19 protein-coding genes are annotated in these 17008 nt (G+C 46.9%); 15 read left to right on the forward strand and 4 right to left on the reverse strand.

Annotated elements, in window-relative coordinates; all coding sequences use genetic code 11:
- Window positions 1-109: 109 nt before the first annotated feature.
- The 5 genes from HP568_RS04570 (at window position 110) to HP568_RS04590 (ending at window position 3065) form a co-directional block, all read left to right on the forward strand.
- On the forward strand, window positions 110-430 hold the full coding sequence (locus tag HP568_RS04570; RefSeq protein WP_173628462.1) for a hypothetical protein: 321 nt from the start codon (window positions 110-112) through the stop codon (window positions 428-430).
- On the forward strand, window positions 427-1191 hold the full coding sequence (locus HP568_RS04575; protein WP_048032353.1) for a DUF3109 family protein: 765 nt from the start codon (window positions 427-429) through the stop codon (window positions 1189-1191). Before HP568_RS04570 ends, HP568_RS04575 begins: the two co-directional genes overlap by 4 nt.
- A 56-nt stretch (window positions 1192-1247) precedes the next feature.
- Window positions 1248-1757 carry an acyl-CoA thioesterase gene (locus HP568_RS04580; protein WP_048032354.1) on the forward strand — a complete coding sequence of 170 codons (510 nt, stop codon included), beginning with the start codon at window positions 1248-1250 and terminating at the stop codon, window positions 1755-1757.
- A gap of 76 nt (window positions 1758-1833) precedes the next feature.
- Window positions 1834-2754, forward strand: a complete 921-nt coding sequence (locus tag HP568_RS04585; protein ID WP_173628463.1) for an aldo/keto reductase — start codon at window positions 1834-1836, stop codon at window positions 2752-2754.
- A 14-nt stretch (window positions 2755-2768) separates the two neighbouring features.
- The gene (locus tag HP568_RS04590) at window positions 2769-3065 is read left to right on the forward strand and encodes an RNA polymerase alpha subunit C-terminal domain-containing protein (protein ID WP_173628464.1); all 297 of its coding nucleotides are present in this window, start codon (window positions 2769-2771) and stop codon (window positions 3063-3065) included.
- A gap of 60 nt (window positions 3066-3125) precedes the next feature.
- Here the strand turns inward: HP568_RS04590 and HP568_RS04595 are convergent, their stop codons facing one another.
- The 3 genes from HP568_RS04595 to HP568_RS04605 form a co-directional block, all read right to left on the reverse strand.
- Window positions 3126-3566: a thiol-disulfide oxidoreductase DCC family protein gene (locus HP568_RS04595; RefSeq protein WP_017247820.1), complete on the reverse strand. Its 441-nt coding sequence runs from the start codon at window positions 3564-3566 to the stop codon at window positions 3126-3128.
- Window positions 3567-3645: 79 nt separating this feature from the next.
- Window positions 3646-5160 (reverse strand): histidine ammonia-lyase, encoded by a 1515-nt coding sequence (gene hutH / locus HP568_RS04600; protein ID WP_173628465.1) that lies wholly within the window; start codon window positions 5158-5160, stop codon window positions 3646-3648.
- A gap of 527 nt (window positions 5161-5687) precedes the next feature.
- Window positions 5688-6239: a hypothetical protein gene (locus tag HP568_RS04605; RefSeq protein WP_173628466.1), complete on the reverse strand. Its 552-nt coding sequence runs from the start codon at window positions 6237-6239 to the stop codon at window positions 5688-5690.
- A gap of 77 nt (window positions 6240-6316) precedes the next feature.
- Between HP568_RS04605 and HP568_RS04610 the strand changes: the two genes are divergently transcribed.
- On the forward strand, window positions 6317-6640 hold the full coding sequence (locus HP568_RS04610) for a hypothetical protein (protein WP_217366399.1): 324 nt from the start codon (window positions 6317-6319) through the stop codon (window positions 6638-6640).
- Here the strand turns inward: HP568_RS04610 and uvsE are convergent.
- Window positions 6599-7525 (reverse strand): UV DNA damage repair endonuclease UvsE, encoded by a 927-nt coding sequence (gene uvsE / locus HP568_RS04615; RefSeq protein WP_048032361.1) that lies wholly within the window; start codon window positions 7523-7525, stop codon window positions 6599-6601. The genes HP568_RS04610 and uvsE overlap by 42 nt on opposite strands.
- A 346-nt stretch (window positions 7526-7871) precedes the next feature.
- On the opposite strand from uvsE, the gene HP568_RS04620 reads away from it, so the two are divergent.
- From HP568_RS04620 to HP568_RS04660, 9 genes are all read left to right on the forward strand, one after another.
- On the forward strand, window positions 7872-10133 hold the full coding sequence (locus HP568_RS04620; protein WP_254551034.1) for a bifunctional diguanylate cyclase/phosphodiesterase: 2262 nt from the start codon (window positions 7872-7874) through the stop codon (window positions 10131-10133).
- Between the two features lie 145 nt (window positions 10134-10278).
- Window positions 10279-10422 carry a hypothetical protein gene (locus HP568_RS04625; RefSeq protein ID WP_007724273.1) on the forward strand — a complete coding sequence of 48 codons (144 nt, stop codon included), beginning with the start codon at window positions 10279-10281 and terminating at the stop codon, window positions 10420-10422.
- A gap of 4 nt (window positions 10423-10426) precedes the next feature.
- Window positions 10427-11959 carry an amino acid permease gene (locus tag HP568_RS04630; RefSeq protein WP_173628468.1) on the forward strand — a complete coding sequence of 511 codons (1533 nt, stop codon included), beginning with the start codon at window positions 10427-10429 and terminating at the stop codon, window positions 11957-11959.
- Between the two features lie 157 nt (window positions 11960-12116).
- Complete coding sequence (locus HP568_RS04635) at window positions 12117-12578, forward strand: hypothetical protein (RefSeq protein WP_173628469.1); 462 nt, start codon at window positions 12117-12119, stop codon at window positions 12576-12578.
- 275 nt (window positions 12579-12853) lie between these two features.
- A complete protein-coding gene (locus HP568_RS04640; RefSeq protein ID WP_048032365.1) occupies window positions 12854-14029 on the forward strand; it encodes an amidohydrolase in 1176 nt (391 codons plus the stop codon).
- A gap of 27 nt (window positions 14030-14056) precedes the next feature.
- A complete protein-coding gene (locus HP568_RS04645; protein ID WP_048032366.1) occupies window positions 14057-14887 on the forward strand; it encodes a DUF3100 domain-containing protein in 831 nt (276 codons plus the stop codon).
- On the forward strand, window positions 14884-15321 hold the full coding sequence (locus HP568_RS04650) for a hypothetical protein (protein ID WP_048032367.1): 438 nt from the start codon (window positions 14884-14886) through the stop codon (window positions 15319-15321). The genes HP568_RS04645 and HP568_RS04650 overlap by 4 nt, the downstream gene beginning before the upstream one ends.
- A gap of 94 nt (window positions 15322-15415) precedes the next feature.
- A complete protein-coding gene (locus HP568_RS04655) occupies window positions 15416-16204 on the forward strand; it encodes an ABC transporter ATP-binding protein (RefSeq protein WP_173628470.1) in 789 nt (262 codons plus the stop codon).
- A gap of 100 nt (window positions 16205-16304) precedes the next feature.
- Window positions 16305-16994: an MBL fold metallo-hydrolase gene (locus tag HP568_RS04660; RefSeq protein ID WP_048032369.1), complete on the forward strand. Its 690-nt coding sequence runs from the start codon at window positions 16305-16307 to the stop codon at window positions 16992-16994.
- The last annotated feature ends 14 nt before the right edge of the window (window positions 16995-17008 follow it).

Here is a 17008-nt window from a genome sequence, read left to right on the forward strand (position 1 = left end):
GGCAGTAGAGAAATAACCGCTTCCCACATCGAAGCGGTATTTCTTTTTGGCTTTTTAAGAGCTACTTTGTTATGATGGGCAGTATGAACCATTTCGGAGGGATTACAAGATGGACATTCAACAACACGAGCAATTGATTCAACTGTTGGCGGAGTATAAAAATCAAAAAGTTACCGTGATTTTTACCCAATGGGATACCGATAGTGAAGAAGAGGAAGAGGTAACACAATTTCAGGCTCAACTCCTCGAAACCAAGCTGACTGACAATGAATTTGAAGAAAAAGATCTCCTCCTTGTGTTTACGACAGCAGAGGGTGAAGAAATGGAAATTCTGATGGAAATTCCGGGTGATGAAGTAGATTTGGCTAGCTATGAGGAAGGCCATTTGCGTATTTTTGGAACAGAAGCGGAGATTGTTTTGCAAAAATGAAAACGAAGCGAGCTTTTCGTTATGTAGGCACGCCCGATCCCATGTCTGATAAAGAGGCGTACCACTGCGAAAAATATATAAAGAAAAACAAGCATTCCTTGGTGAGAGCGGGACAATATTTGGTTGATGTTACAGCCCTCCAGGCCTTGTTTCACTTGGACTGTTGGAATTGCAGGATGGTTCATCGCGAGACCTGCTGTGAGGGTGGACAACCTTACGCGGTAGAAGAGTGGCAGATTCCCATCATGGAGGGGGAAATCCCCTCTATCTCTGCTGGACTCCAGGATGAGTCTGAACGCAATCATTGGCTTGCGCATGGGGTTTGGGATCGCAATGAGCCTCCAGGAACCATTCGCATGCGACATGGCAATTGTCTTTTTTATCAAGAAAACAATGGGCGTTACGGCTGTGCGATCCATGCTTATGCCGAGCAGGCTGGTCGTGAAGTAGAGCCTCTCAAGCCATTTAGCTGTCAACTGTATCCAATCGATTTAATTGAGACAGGGGAAGGGATTCTGCTAACGGCGGTTACCACCGAAACGTCCTCCTTTTCCAGATGGGGTACGGATTATTTGGAGCAGTTTTACTGTGCCAGTCCGGCCCGCCGAAAGCTTGCCACGCATATAGATGACAAGCTGTTTGCTTTAGACGGCTATCGCCCAGCCTATGAGTGGAATCTCCCTTTGTTACGTTACATTTTGCAAGAACATGCAGAGAGAATAGAAAGCATGCTTGCGAGCAGCTATCGATTGGAACGTTGAATGCCTTGTGATATGATGATGTATGCATCAAGTAGATTGATAAAGGAGCAACAGCGATGAACGTCAAGACAACTCAAGAATCTCGTACAATTCAGGCATCACTGGTTCAGCCATCTGATACAAATTACCATGGGACTATTTTTGGTGGTACGATGATGGCTTATATAGATGAGGTAGCTGCAATCGCTGCGATGCGACATTCGCGTCGCCCTGTTGTGACAGCATCGATTGACTCGATTGACTTTCTTGCTCCCGTCAAAATGGGACATTCCATCTGCCTGGAAGCTTTTGTTTCCTCAACAGGCAGAACGTCTATGGAGGTTTTCGTAAAAGTCATCTCGGAAAATCTCCAGACTGGCAAGCGAATTTTGACCGCGACATCTTTTCTCACCTTTGTTGCCTTAGATGAGGAAGGGAATCCGACTGATGTACCAGCTATTTCCCCTGAAACAGAGGAAGAAGAGCGATTGATGGCCACTGCGGATGAGCGCAAGAAAATGCGCAAGGAACGAAAAGGGAATCTGCAAGATTTTGTGAGCCAATTGAACATCGAGAAAAGCATATAATTTTTTTTAGTCTACACCCTGAGCGAACATTCGTTCAGGGGATTCTCGTTTATCCATGATGAGGAGGAATCGGGCAATGAAGTACCGCAGATTAGGAAAAACAGACCTGAACGTATCCGTAATCGGTGTAGGAACCTGGCAATTTGGCGGGGAGTGGGGAATGGATTTCTCGCAAGAAGCGGTTGACCAGATTCTCGACAAAGCAAAGGATCTCGGCATCAACCTGATTGATACAGCGGAATGCTACGGAGATCATCTGTCCGAACAGCTTATCGGAGGATATTTGAAAAAAAGCCACCGGGAAGACTGGATTGTGGCGACAAAATTCGGACATCATTTTCATGACAAATTTTCTCGAACCAGTCATTACGGAGCAACTGAAGTTCAGCAGCAATTGGAAAAATCGCTGCAAGCCTTGCAGTCCGACTATATTGACTTGTACCAATTCCACTCGGGACCTGACGAGGCTTTTGACAATGATGACTTGTGGACCTACCTCGACAAGCAGGTGCAGGCAGGAACGATCCGTCATATCGGCCTCTCGATTGCGAAAAATGACAACATGCACCAAACATCCGCCGCTACTTCGGTAAATGCAAAAGCAATTCAAGTCGTGTACAATCGTTTGGATCAAAAGCCGGAAGAAGGTATTTTTGCTTCTTGCCAGCAGCAAGACCTGGGTGTACTGGCTCGCGTTCCGTTGGCGAGTGGTTATTTGAGCGGAAAGTATAAGCCGGGTTCTGTATTCGGTGGAAACGATGTGCGACACCGACACGATCAGGAGCATGTCAACAAACTGTTGCTCCAAGTAGAAGAAATCAAGAAAAATGAAGTTCCAGAGGGTATGGATATGGCGCAGTGGGCATTGGCGTGGTGCCTTAAGCATCCGGCTGTCACGACCGTGATCCCAGGCAGCAAGAGCCCTGCGCAGGTAGAGGCGAATGCCAAAGCGGCTGACTATGTGAGCGATGAGCATCCACAAGCGACGTCGAAATAAAAAGGATACGTGCCATGACAACTTCCAAAAAAACGGTAAGAACTTGCGCGAATGGTCATTCATACGTGAAAAGCAGTGATTGTCCGACTTGTCCAATCTGTGAGCAAGAACGCCAACCGGACATAGGATTTCTTTCTCAGCTCTCTGCACCAGCAAGAAGGGCATTGGAACACAATGGAATCACAACTTTAGAACTGCTCGCTAGTTACAGCGAAAAAGAAATCCTGAAATATCATGGGATGGGGCCAGCATCTATGCCGAAGCTTCGGACAGCATTGAAGGAAAAGGGATTGTCATTCAAGAGCGAATGATTGGGCACATAGAATAAAAAAGGAGGAGCCGCGTTAGGACAGCGACTTCTCCTTTTGCTTTTAATCCAAAAAGCGGGATCTGATCTGGGGGGTGGGAAGCATGCATTGTTCTGCTTTGCCCATCCACCGATAGCGATTTCTCGCGACCCAATCATAAATCGGATTGCGGACAGGTCTAGGGATCAGCCGAGCTACATTTGACAACAGAGGCCATCCACCTTGAAGCTTGCGGCCGACATGCAAGATCGCATCCGATTTTGTATATAGCTGTCCGTTGGCGATAAAGACCACGGATGACATGTCTTTTTCCTGATAGTTGTAATGAGACAAAATTTCCTGCGCTCTTTGTGACTGCAAGGAAGCAAAGTGAATGTGTCCATGCGGATCACGCTTCAAAATAAACTGCACGGCACCGTGGCATAGATGACAAACCCCATCAAACAGCAACAGGTACTCAGGATGGTCCAGTTCTCTGCCTGCTTTCATGAGACAGCCCTCCATACTTCAAGTGGTTTGGTCTAATTGCTTATCCTTAGCTCCATCATAACAAAGAAAGACAATGGTTCCCATACACAAACGATTATTCCGTCACAAACGCGAGTGTCCCTTGCTGGATCAGCTCTTCTGCCTTTACGAGATCAGGATACATTTCGCGGTCTTCATGCAGGCGGGGAATCACCCGGCGCAACTGCTCATAGGCTCTGGCTGTACCTGTCCCGAGATCTCCCGAGCCAAAATCGATAGCTTGTGCTGCTGCCAAATATTCAATAGCAAGCACCTTGCTGACATTCGATACGATCGTGCGAAGCTTGCGAGCAGAAGTCGTACCCATGCTGACATGGTCCTCCTGATTGGCAGATGACGGAATCGAATCGACCGATGCGGGATGGCAGAGCACTTTGTTTTCAGAAACAATGGAAGCGGCTACATATTGTGTAATCATAAATCCAGAATGGAGTCCGCCATTTTCGGTTAAGAATCCGGGAAGACCACTTAGCTGTGGATTGACGAGACGTTCGGTGCGTCTTTCGGAAATATTTGCAAGCTCAGCGATGGCAATGGCAAGAAAATCAGCTGCGAATGCCATTGGTTGACCATGGAAGTTCCCACCGGAGATGACATCGCCTGTTTCCGTGAAAAGAATAGGGTTATCGGTGACGCTATTGCATTCGCGTGTAACCGTGTTCCATACATACTCGAGCGTATCACGAGTTGCACCATGTACTTGCGGGAGGCAACGAAGGCTGTAAGGATCTTGGACACGTAGCTCACCCTGCGCTGTGGTACGTTTGCTGCCGGATAAGTGCTGAAGCAAGCGCTTTGCTGATTCCTGCTGTCCTGGATGCGGGCGGACAAGATGGAGCTGGGGATCAAATGCTTTTGGAATTCCACGAAGCGCTTCAATCGTCATCGCCGCAATCAATTCAGCGCTTTCAAGCAGTACTCGCGAATCATACAAGGCGAGGCAAAGCTGTGCAGTCATTGCCTGTGTACCGTTAATAAGAGCGAGACCTTCTTTTGCTTCCAGTCGAATTGGGGAAAGACCCACTTCACTCAGGGCTTCTTTTCCAGATAGCCGCTTACCATTGACAAGCGCTTCACCTTTGCCGAGCATGACCAAAACCATATGAGCGAGAGGGGCTAGATCGCCGCTGGCACCAAGGGAGCCTTGCTGAGGAATAATTGGATGAACCCCTCGATTGCATAGTTCCACTAGCTGAAGTAATGTTTCTTCCCGAATTCCCGAATAGCCCTTTGCCAACGCATTGATGCGCAAAGCCATCATCGCACGAACAACTTCAACGGCATAAGGGTCGCCCATTCCGCAAGCATGACTCATAATCAAATTTTCTTGCAGCTTGCTTACGTCCTCATCCTGGATCATGACATCGGAGAATTTTCCGAAGCCAGTAGTGATTCCGTATACGACTTCCTGCTGGGATACCATTCTCTCCACCATAGCACGTGAAGCACGAACACGATGCAATGCTTCGTCGGTCAATTGAATGTGAGTGGCCTTTCTTGCAATGGAAACAACATCTTCGATACGCAATTGATCCCCATCTACTTTTACAACGTTTGCTTGCTGATTCATCTGTAATTTCCTCCTTTAGCAGAGCAGAGAACGAAAAGAGCGAGGGGTTAGGATATCATCTCCTAACCCCTCGCTCGAGAGCATGTATGTGATTGGATAAAAACGTGTAAGCCTGCATTCGTCGCGGCATACGTTCTTCCTCACTTTCGTTCATGTGCAACTGTCTGATTATTTTAGCTATTGCTATCATTGTATCAAATGCCTACGTGCAGTCAAGATGATCTTGTCACGGCGGCTTCCCTAGAGAGCAAAAAACGGGCTTAGTCCATTTTTTCAAACTGGGCGAGAGTCGTCTCTCGAGTTGGATAAATGTCATACCATGTACTGTGTTAGTTTATCCGAAAGGACGTGTAGAATTCCGTGGAAAAGCGACGTAAGATGCCGCCTATGCCTACCGCACTCCCAAGGCGTCCTAAAGAAATGCCGAAACCGCCTTCTTCAGCGATGCCATTGCCGTCTCCATCGATGCCGTCACCTATGAAGCCTTCTCCTGAAAAGCCCAAGTCGGAAAGTCCAATCAATCCGAATCATTCTATTCCTGCGCGCCCAATGCCACAAAAACCGATCATGCCTGCTCCCAATCTGGCTAACCCGAATGTGCCGAACGTGATGCCGCCAAATCGGATGCCAGCGAATCCAATGCCACCAAATCCGATGCCACCAAACCTCAAACCGTCGAATCCAATGCCCATGCCCATGCCACCGAATCGGATGCCGGCAAACCCTATGCCTAACGCTTCACCGAATGTAAGGCCAAATGAGAGCCCAAACATGAAGCCAAATGTAAGGCCCAATGTGAGACCAAACGTACGACCAAACGTGCGACCGAATGAGAGTCCAAACATGAGACCAAATGTCAGACCGAACGTAAGGCCAAACGAAAGTCCAAACATGAGGCCAAATGTTGGACCAAATGTAAGGCCAAATGTCAGACCAAATGTGCGGCCGAATGAAAGTCCAAACATGATGCCAAATTTAAGACCGAATATCAGACCAAATGTGCGGCCGAATGAAAGTCCAAACATGATGCCAAATCTTAGACCAAATATGAGACCGAATGCGCGACCGAATGAGAACATAGGAAGAGATCTGGAGCTGTTCCTGTTCAAATTCCAATTCCATATGGACCGGATGCAGTATTTCCGCCACAAATGCGATGAGCATCGTGAAAATCGCCGCAAATACATGGAATACCGCAAACATTACAAGCATCATGAACGGAGAATGCACCATTATCATGACCGTTGCCAATTATGGAATGACGGTAGCAGTTCCTTTGGTCGAGGCTCATCATCTTCATCTTCGGGTGGCAGTAGCTCTTCCTCCGGATGCCATTGCGGACATAGACGGGGTCATAGACGAGGGCGTGGCTGCGGATGTTCATTTTGAAGCGCATGAGGAAGGACGCCAGCTCATTAAGCGGCGTCCTTTTCCATACTCAATTCGTAAATGCTTCAACCGCAACTCCTTTTTTCTTTAACTCGCGCCTCAATGTAAGGAGGGCATCATCTTTGTTTTTGCATTCCAATATGATGTCCACATTGTAATCCGCAAGCGCACTGACAAATGTAAGGAACGCCTCTGGATCAATATCGTCTGCATGGGCACGAAAATCATTCGCTGACTTAGGCGAGGACATATGCATCTTCGGCGTGCGCTCTCCCCAGGTTTGAATAATCCGGGGAAGGTATTCGGTCCAATCTTCGCCATCAGAATGGCAGTTGTGATGGTGAATATCGAGCACCATCGGCACACCGATCCGTTCGCACAGCTCCAATACCTCACGCATGGTAAAAGACATGTCATCGTTTTCCACGACTAAACGACGTTTGACGTTTTCAGGAAGCTGCTCGAAGTTGGATGCAAAACGCTCGAGAGAAGAGGCCTTGTCTTCGTATACGCCCCCCACGTGCGTCACCAAGACGGAATTATCGTCGAGCCCCAGTAAATCAAACACTTTTGCATGGTAGGAAAAATCGGCAATCGTCGATTCCAGCACAGAAGGCTTGTCGCTGTTCAATATGCTGTAATGTCCTGGATGAGCTGTCAAACGAATGCCATGATTGCGGATATAATTCCCTGCCTTTTGGAAGTCCCATGCGAATTCTTTTGCCCAATCCCATTGCGCTGCTACTGGATGAGTAGCCAGTGGCACAAATTCAGAAGGAAGTCGATACACAAAGATATGATTTTCTACATTATAAGCAAGCAAATCCATTAAATTGAAAAAGTTTGCCTGCATAACTTGCCGCAGCTTTTTTAACCGAGCTTGGGGATCTAATTTATTTACCTGGGCAACTGTCGTTTTTTTGTTTGGATTGTTTTTCGTCTTTACACTGATGCAGGCATAGCCCATACGGATCAAGGAAATCTCCCTCCTTTGCAGCAGCATTCCTTTGTAGTATCTCCAAAACGGGAACGTCGTCGGCTTCTTGCCAGAGAATTATAAAACGGATAAGATGGGAGAATGTCACAGGGACGTCGATGAACATTCCTTAAAAGCGCGGACGTTCTTCGTGAGTAGACTTCGGTAGAGGGTTTTGAAGGAGAATGTAATGAATAGTCTTGACCAATCCTATAGTATGACTCTGGTTTTTCTCTCCTATTTTATTTCAGCAATGTCGTCATACACAGCATTAGATCTAGGCGCACGTCTCCATTATGCAAAAGGCAGGGGACGTGTGTTTTGGTTATGTGCTGGAGCCGTTTCCATGGGGCTTGGTATTTGGGCTATGCATTTTGTTGCCATACTTGCCTTGCATCTGCCGATTGCCGTCCAGTATGATAACCTGATTGTATTTTTCTCGATTGTTTTGGCCGTTTTATCATCAGCGCTTACGTTATGGATCGTGAGCGAGCAGTCCATGTCCAAAACGAGGGTAATAACAGGATCGGTTGTCATTGGGTCTGGTATCGCCGGAATGCATTATACAGGGATGGCAGCGATGATGATGAACGCCATTATTCTGTATGATTGGCTATGGTTTACCGTATCCATTTTTGTTGCCATCCTGGTTTCGATGGTTGCGTTGATTCTTACGTTTCAATTGCGTTCGGTAGACCCTGTAAAAGGTCTCTGGCGTAAAATTTTTGCAGGGCTGTTGATGGGGGCAGCCATTACCGGTATGCATTACACGGGTATGTACGCCACCACGTTCGTCGCTCACGAGCACCTGACAATCGCAGTGATCGCGCATGATGATTCGGGGCTGATCGCTACCATGATTGGCATTGTCATCGTGTTGATTCTGGTCGTGACCTTGGCTTCTGTATACGTGGACAAGCAATTCGCAGGGAAGACCATGCGCGTACTAGAAAGTGATCAGCGCTATAAATCGCTATTTGAGCACAATTACGACGGGGTGATCTTTTACTCGATCGATGGTAGCCAAAGCGTCATGAACCCTGCGGCGATGCGATTGACAAAGGAGCAGAGCCTGCCTCTCGAAAAATTAATGGCGATGTGTGCTTCTGCAGATGCCGAGCTCATATCGACACATTTTACAAATGCAGTGCATGGTGAGGCGCACAACTACGAGATTACCTTGACCACAAGCGAGGGTTGTCAGCTTCATCTGAACATGACCCATACCCCCGTATTTGTCGATCAGCAGATTACGGGAGTCTTTATGATTGTGAGAGACATTACCAATAAGAAAGAATACGAGGCAAAAATCAATTATCTCGCTTTTCACGATTCGCTGACTGGTTTGCCAAATCGACGTTTTGTCGAACAGCAACTGGATCAGGTGATTATGGAGGCGCAAAAAACGGATCAACACGTATACGTGTTGTTTCTGGATCTCGACCATTTTAAGCTGGTAAACGATTCCTTGGGGCATGATTTTGGTGACCTGTTACTTCAGGAAGCCTCCTTGCGTTTGCAGGATTGTGTGGGTAAAAAAGGAGCGGTGAGCAGGCTTGGCGGAGACGAATTCATGGTGATTCTTACGGATGTCACGGAAAAAGAAGTATCTTCCATGGCGAATGAAATCAACCAAAGGATTGAACAGGCATTTTTTATCCATGGGCACGAGTTGTACATAACGACGAGTATCGGGATTTCTCGATATCCAGAGGATGGGCAAGACAGAAGTATCTTGATGCGTAACGCAGATGCGGCGATGTATGCAGCCAAAGACAAAGGGAAGAACAGCTTCCACCTGTACGTACCGAATCTGGAGCAAGCAGTGAATGACAAAATGAATATTCAAAATGAATTGAATCGCGCTTTGGCCAGACAAGAATTTTTATTGCACTACCAGCCACAGGTAAGTGCCAAATCTGGCGTAATCGTTGGCGTAGAAGCGTTGATTCGTTGGGATCATCCTGAACGAGGCTTGCTTTTGCCAGACCAGTTCATCTCTGTTGCAGAAGAAACCGGGTTGATCGTACCGATTGGAGAATGGGTGCTGCGGACGGCCTGCAAACAGAACAAGCACTGGCAAGAACAGGGGCTCATGCCGCTTCGGGTAGCCGTTAATCTATCTGCACGTCAATTCCTCAAACAGGACTTTACCCAGATGGTAGCTGAGATTCTGGACCAAACAGGGTTGGCACCGGAATATCTGGAGCTGGAAATCACTGAGAGCAGCATGATCGATGTCCAACGCGCCACACAGGCACTGAAGGAACTGAAGCAATTAGGTGTGCACGTTGCGATTGACGACTTTGGAACGGGCTACAGTTCTCTCTATTATCTAAAAGAATTTCCGTTGAATCGGTTGAAAATAGATCGCTCGTTTGTGCGCGACATGATCGAACAGCCTTCCAATCAAGCTATCGTGTCCACGATTATTTCCATGGCCCATCATTTGCAACTGCATGTGATCGCGGAAGGGGTAGAGACAAAGGAGGAGCTTGCGTTTTTGCAGGAGCATCTGTGTGAAGAAGTGCAAGGCTATTTATTCAGCAGACCATTACCGAGTGAAGACGTAGCGTTTTATTTGCAAGCTCAAAAAGGTGCTAGTTAAACAAGCGGAGCAGCTCTCATGAGTTGCTCTTTTGTTTTGCATCGGCCAGCCAAATGAGGTGGTATAGCTGTCAAATTGGCACGTAAAATGTACTATTCCTGCGAACTTGTCAAGGAATTGCATCTAGGACGAAAGGAGGGAGAGAATGCTGGCTCTGGGTGTCATCTTATTGTTGTTTACCATTGGAGTTGCGATTGCCATTGGGTATCGGGCAAACGAAAGCGTCCGGCAATTTGACGAAAGCGCGCATGAGAGTTTTATCGGTTCCCAAGCAGAGAGGGAGGGATAACGAAATGCAGCAGGAAAAAGAACAGCAATTACTCGAGGACAAGAAAGACCTGAACAAGTTTGGTTATGCGCAAGAATTACTGAGGGATATGGGTGGCTTTTCGAACTTTGCGATCTCATTTTCGATTATCTCTATTTTGACAGGGGCAGTCTCTTTATACGGGCACGGTTTACTGTATGGCGGTTCTGGCATGATGGGCTTCGGATGGACGCTGGTAGCGTTATTCGTCATCCTGATTGCAGCATCGATGTCTGAACTCGCATCGGCGATCCCTACAGCCGGAGCGTTGTATCACTGGGCAGCAATTTTAGGTAGCAAACGGTGGGGCTGGTACACAGCCTGGATCAATCTCATCGGCCAAATCGGGATTGTCGCAGGCATCGACTATTCGTTCTCTTTGTTTGCAGACCCGCTGCTCGCGAGTGCGTTTGGTTATACCTCAACAGAAACGACCACGTTAATCCTGTTCGGGATCACACTCCTTTTGCACGGTACGTTTAACCACATTGGAATTCGACTCGTTGCCCGGTTAAATGACTTTTCCGCATGGTACCATATTGGCGTCGTCGTCATACTCGTCGGAAGCCTCGTCTTTTTCTCCCGTCATGATTTGCAACCGCTTGATTACCTCTTTCAGGTCGGTCAAACCTTTTCAGACAAACCGTACGCGATTGCTTTTTTAATTGGATTGTTACAAGCGCAGTGGACGTTTACTGGCTATGATGCATCGGCACATACAATTGAAGAAACGATTAACCCGCGGGTTCGTGCTGCTTGGGGAATTTATACGTCTGTGGCCTTTTCTTTTATTTTTGGATTTATCATGCTTGCTTTTGTCACCTTATCCATCAAAAATGCAGCCGCTGCGAGTGAAGCGGAAAATGCATTTATTTATGTGATTAGCGAAGCATTAGGCGGTACATTTGGTTCAGTTGTGCTGTGGCTCGTCACCTTTGCAATGTGGTTCTGTGGCTTGGCGTCGATTACTTCCTTTTCGCGAATGTTGTATGCGTTTTCACGTGACAAAGGAATGCCGTGGAGCCACCAGTGGGCAGAAATATCGACCAAGTACAGAACGCCGGCAAAAGCAATTTGGCTGGTTATCATTCTTTCCTTTGCGCTTGCCCTGTTCGATTACATCGTGAAAAGCATCAATCCGAACACGTCGTATACGACCTTGGCATTTTTAACGGCGGTAAGTGTCGTTGGGCTTTATGTCGCCTACGGGATTCCGTTGTACCTCAAGCTTCGGGCGGAATCGCGAGGACTTTTTCAGCGGAAGCATTACGGTCCCTGGCATCTGGGGAATTGGAGTAAACCCATTAATGTGTTGAGCATGATTTGGATCATTTTCATCTCGATTATGATGGTGATTCCACCCAATCAGACAGCGGGGTATGCCTTGATAGCCATGTTTTTGGTGCTGCTGATCATGGATTTGGCTTATTACCGGAAGCATTTCAAGGGCCCGCAAGCTGCGCTGGGCAATTCGGAGGAAGACATTAAACGTCAGGAAGCGAAATTTCGCGACTCTTAATGGAAAAGAAGTCCCATTTGATGAAATATGAAGAGCCTCCCTTATGTCTGTATTGGCATAGGGGCTTTTTTTGTAGAAGGTGGTTTTGCATAACGAATAGCAGAGGACGAAAAGCTATCAGTAGGAAGGAAATAGAAAGACATATGGGAGGAACATGATGAAAAGAATGAGATGGGTGTTGCTTGCGATGGGAATCGCGCTGATGGCACAAGCAACGATGAGTTTGGTTCCACAGGTGAGTGGGTATGACGGCTATACGCGTGAAGGAAATTCCTCGAATCGGTATGAAGTCGCGGGTATTACAAATGCAGGCGCATTCGAAGCCTTTTTTGGAAAACTTCAAGAAGCGGTCAAAGTAAATGACAAGACAGAAGTAGCCAAGCATATAAGGTATCCACTACGTGTGAACAAAGACGGGAAAAGTCATTTTATCCCAGATGAACAGCGGTTTTTGGAAGAGTATGATCGAATCATCACGGAGAAGGTAAAGGAAGCGTTTTTACAGCAAAAGGTAACCGATACGTTCGTCAATGATCAAGGCGTGATGGTAGGGAATGGAGAAATGTGGCTGGGGCAATTTTCGAATCGATTTTTCGTTTTTGCAGTAAATGTAGAATAGGACAAGGGCTTTTCAGTAGAAAAGCCCCAATCTAGCAGTGTAGATGTTTTTATTGTTCCAAATAGTATATTTTACATGGACATTATCGATAGAAAATTCTAAAATAACAAATAAATAGACAGCTACAGATGTAGATTCGACAGCTTTGTCCTTGTGGAATGGACGTTTGTTATTTTCATCGTTCCGTGATAGAATTCACAAAACGATATTTTTTTTAGCTAAACTTAACTGATTCGGAAAACGTTGAGGGGAAAAGCAAAAAAAGGAGTGATTGTGTGAGTTTGGAAACGAAGAAATGGGCGGATGAAGTAGCCGAACAGGTAGTCTCATGGCGACGATACCTCCATCAGCATCCAGAATTGTCGTTTGAAGAAGAGAAGACGTCTCAATTTATTTACGAAACGTTGGAATCTTTCGGGAATTTAGAGCTTTCGCGTCCAACCAAAACGAGTGTAGTCGCTCGACTGATCGGATCACAGCCAGGAAAAGTTCTTGGTATTCGCGCTGACATTGATGCTCTCCCCATCCATGAAGAAAATGATGTGCCATATGCATCAGGAAAAGCTGGCGTGATGCACGCGTGCGGACATGATGGTCATACAGCGATGCTGTTGGGAGCCGCAAAAATTTTGTCCCAGTACAAGGATCAAATCAAAGGTGAGGTTCGATTCTTTTTCCAGCACGCCGAGGAGCTGCCGCCGGGTGGCGCTGCTGAAATCGTAAGAGCTGGTGCAGCGGACGGACTGGATTCGATTATCGGCATTCATTTGGCATCGTACATGCCTGTCGGGAAATTCGGTGTACTGTACGGGGCACTTACTTCATCGACAGATCGATTCGATATCAAGATTCAAGGAAAAGGCGGGCACTCCTCGCAACCGGAAGCATCCGTGGACCCGATCGTCATTGGGGCACAGGTTATTACTGGACTACAACAAATTGTATCCCGCAATGTGAGTGCGTTAGACAAAGTCGTTATTTCGGTGACCATGCTGAATGCAGGGACAGCTTATAACATCATTCCGGATTCGATGACACTGACGGGCTCCACACGCTGCTTCGATGCGGAGATTCGCAAAAATATTCCGATGTGGATTGAACGAATTGTCAAAGGAATTACGGAAGCGCATGGCGCAAGTTATGAATTCACGTTCTCACATGGCTACACATCGGTTGTCAACGACAAGCAGGTGACCAAGCTGATGGAGGATACGATCATCGAGCGTTGGGGAGAAGAAGAGATTATTTACATTGATCCTTTGATGCCAGGTGAAGATTTCTCTGAGTATTTGAAAAAAGCTCCAGGCTGTTTTATTCAATTGGGTGCTGGCAATCCGGACAAAGGCTTTACGTATCCGCATCATCATCCACGCTTTGATTTTGATGAGGATGCAATGGTACGCGGCGTGGAATTGTTTGTGCGTGCAGCTCAAAAAGTCGTCATGGAGTAGAGCGAGATAGAATGAGGGGGATGTTGTATGGCAGAGGCACGCGTCAATGAGTACAAGCTGCATTTTCTCGTACTTGTTCTCGTCGCATTGACAGAATTTATCGGGACAAAGAAAATCAGTATTGGCATCGGGGTTATCGCTCTGTTTCCGATGCTCTACGCGCTCGTTTTAGGCGGGGCAATCAGTTGGCCTAAGTTTAAATTTTTGAGCGAAAAAGAAATGAACGTCGCAGCCAATATTTTGGGTGTCTCGTTTTTGATCTTTATTGCGAAGCTGGGAGCCAATATCGGTCCTGAGCTGCCTAAGCTTCTCGGTTCTGGTGTATCGTTGATCGTCCAAGAGATGGGACATATTGTAGGGACAATCGCATTTGGTCTGCCAATCGCATTGTGGCTGGGTCTGAAGCGTGAAGCAATTGGGGCGACTTATTCTCTCGACCGTGAGCCAAACTTGGCAATCATTGTTGATAAATTTGGAGCAAACTCTGCCGAAGCTCGTGGCGCACTGGGTGTATATATTTGCGGAACCTTGTTTGGTGCCATTTATATGTCGATTCTTGCAAGTATTTTAGGAAGCAGCGGGTTGTTTCACCCGATTTCTCTGGCGATGGGAGCCGCAGTTGGTTCCGGTAGCATGATGGCAGCAGCAACAGGCTCATTGGCTGTTATTTTCCCGGAAGCGCAAAAAGACATTGCCTTTTATTCCGGAGCGGCAAACTTGATGATGAGTATCGTCGGAACGTACGTATGTATCTTCTTTTCCTTGCCGGTCACACAAAAGCTGTACGCATGGCTTGAGCCTATCATTGGACGCAAAGGCGCTTCTTCTGCAGCAGAAGGGGGGAGAAAAAGCGCATGAATCAAATCTTGACGATTTTTATCATTGGCTTCATTGCTCTTATCGGTAACTGGATCGGTTATAAAGTACCATTCATGGAATCATTGCCAGGTATTTTGCTTCTGGCGGTCATTACATTGATCGGAATGGGCTTCACTCGCATTCTTCCGTTCAAATCTCCCGTCATTGTATGGATCTCTTTGTTTGCGATGCTTGCTACATCCCCGTTTTTTCCAGGGAACGAATATACGGCTGCAGCGATTGCCAAGATCAATCTGCTCGCATTGGCCACGCCGATTCTCGCGTATGCAGGTCTGTCACTCGGAAAAGACGTTCATCTATTCAAACAGCTTAGCTGGCGTATCGTTGTCGTGTCTCTCGTCGTCTTTACCGGCACGTTTCTGTTCGCTACGTTGTTTGCAGAGATTGTATTCAAGATTCAAGGCAAATTTTAACGAAACTGTTTTTGTGTTAGGGCCTCCGTGTGCTTCCATATGCCATGGAGGTTCTTTTCACATACAACTGTGAGAGTCAGGAGTGGAGAGAAGCATGATCATTGATGTGAGAAAAGTTACCTGGCAAAGAGATGAAACAACCATTCTGCGAGACATTGCCTGGCAAGTGCAAGACAAGGAGCATTGGTGTTTAGTCGGTTTAAATGGCTCCGGTAAGACCAGTCTGTTGAATATCATTTGTGGCTATGTGTGGCCGACAAAGGGGGAGGTCAGTGTATTAGGCAATCTTTACGGAACTGTCGACTTACGTGAAGTGCGTAAATCAATCGGTTGGGTAAGCACGGCGCTAATGGCACAGCTTCACGAGCATGAAACTGCACTCCGTGTCGTCTTGAGTGGAAGAGAGGCAACCATCGGCTTGTATTCCGTTCCAGAGGAGGCGGACATAGAGAGGGCGTCGGATTTACTCGATACATTTGGATGCCGTGCATTGAAAAACAGACGTTTTGCCGCTTTATCGCAAGGGGAGAGACAAAAAATACTGATTGCTCGTGCATTGATGGCTTCCCCTCAATTACTTATCCTAGACGAGCCTTGTACAGGATTGGACTTGCTTTCAAGAGAACAGCTGTTGGCTATGATTGAACAAATCGCCAAGCAGCCAAACGGGCCTACTCTTATTTATGTCACCCATCACATTGAAGAAATTTTGCCTTGTTTCACGCATACCTTGCTGCTAAAAGCGGGGGAAGTAGATCAGGCTGGAAAAACAGATGAAGTCTTAACGGCAGAACGTCTGACAAGCTTTTTCGGTGTACCTGTTCACATTCAACGCTCGCAAGGAAGATCTTGGGTAAGCTTAGGGGAAGAGACAACTGTTTGATCGTGTAGGATAAGTTTTGGGCACGAGTCAGCACGGTTGTGCATGATTGTGTATAATAACTATAAGAAATTGTATCTGGGAGGAGAGGAGAGATGGAGGCATGAACAATGTGATTGCACCAATCACAGACTCCACCTGGGCGATCATCACCTATGAGGAAGCGTGGAATAGCTACGTGAACAGCTATGTGATCAAACAAGGGAATGCCTTTGTATTGATTGATTCTCACCAGCGCAAGCAACGTTCATTTTTTCAACAGGCGTTGGAAGAGATCGGGGTCAAGCCGGAGCGAACGGAATATGTCTACTTCACTCATCGACATGCTGATCATATTGGAAATGCCGATATGTTCCCTTCTCGAAACAATTGGATTCACCTCGACGATTATTACGAACTGGACGATTTTTCACAGACGCTATTCGGCCATACGTTTACAGGTAGTGGGGGAGATCTGCCTTCCCTGCGTTTCCGACAGCTTTCTTTTCATACAGAAGGCTCCGTTGCCTTCTTTGATCCCCAGTCGAAAATATGCTTTGTTGGTGATCATTTGTGCTTTGAAAACACAGAACTCGGCCAAATCGTTGGCGGAGAAGTGGATTGTCGGAAAGCTTATCAAGAACACTTGCAGCAATGGGTAGCCCGTGAACCAGAGCGTGCGGTGGAGTTTACGGAGGGCTTGGAGATTTTGCAGGATTGGCCCATTGAGTATTTAGCCACTGGTCATGGTCCCATTCTTCAAGGCGATATCAAGGTGTTCCTGCAAGAGTTGATTGCGATTGCTCGTCCGTAACAAAAAAGACTTGT

The sequence above is a fragment of the Brevibacillus sp. MS2.2 genome (assembly GCF_013284345.1).
Lineage (GTDB): Bacteria > Bacillota > Bacilli > Brevibacillales > Brevibacillaceae > Brevibacillus > Brevibacillus brevis_C.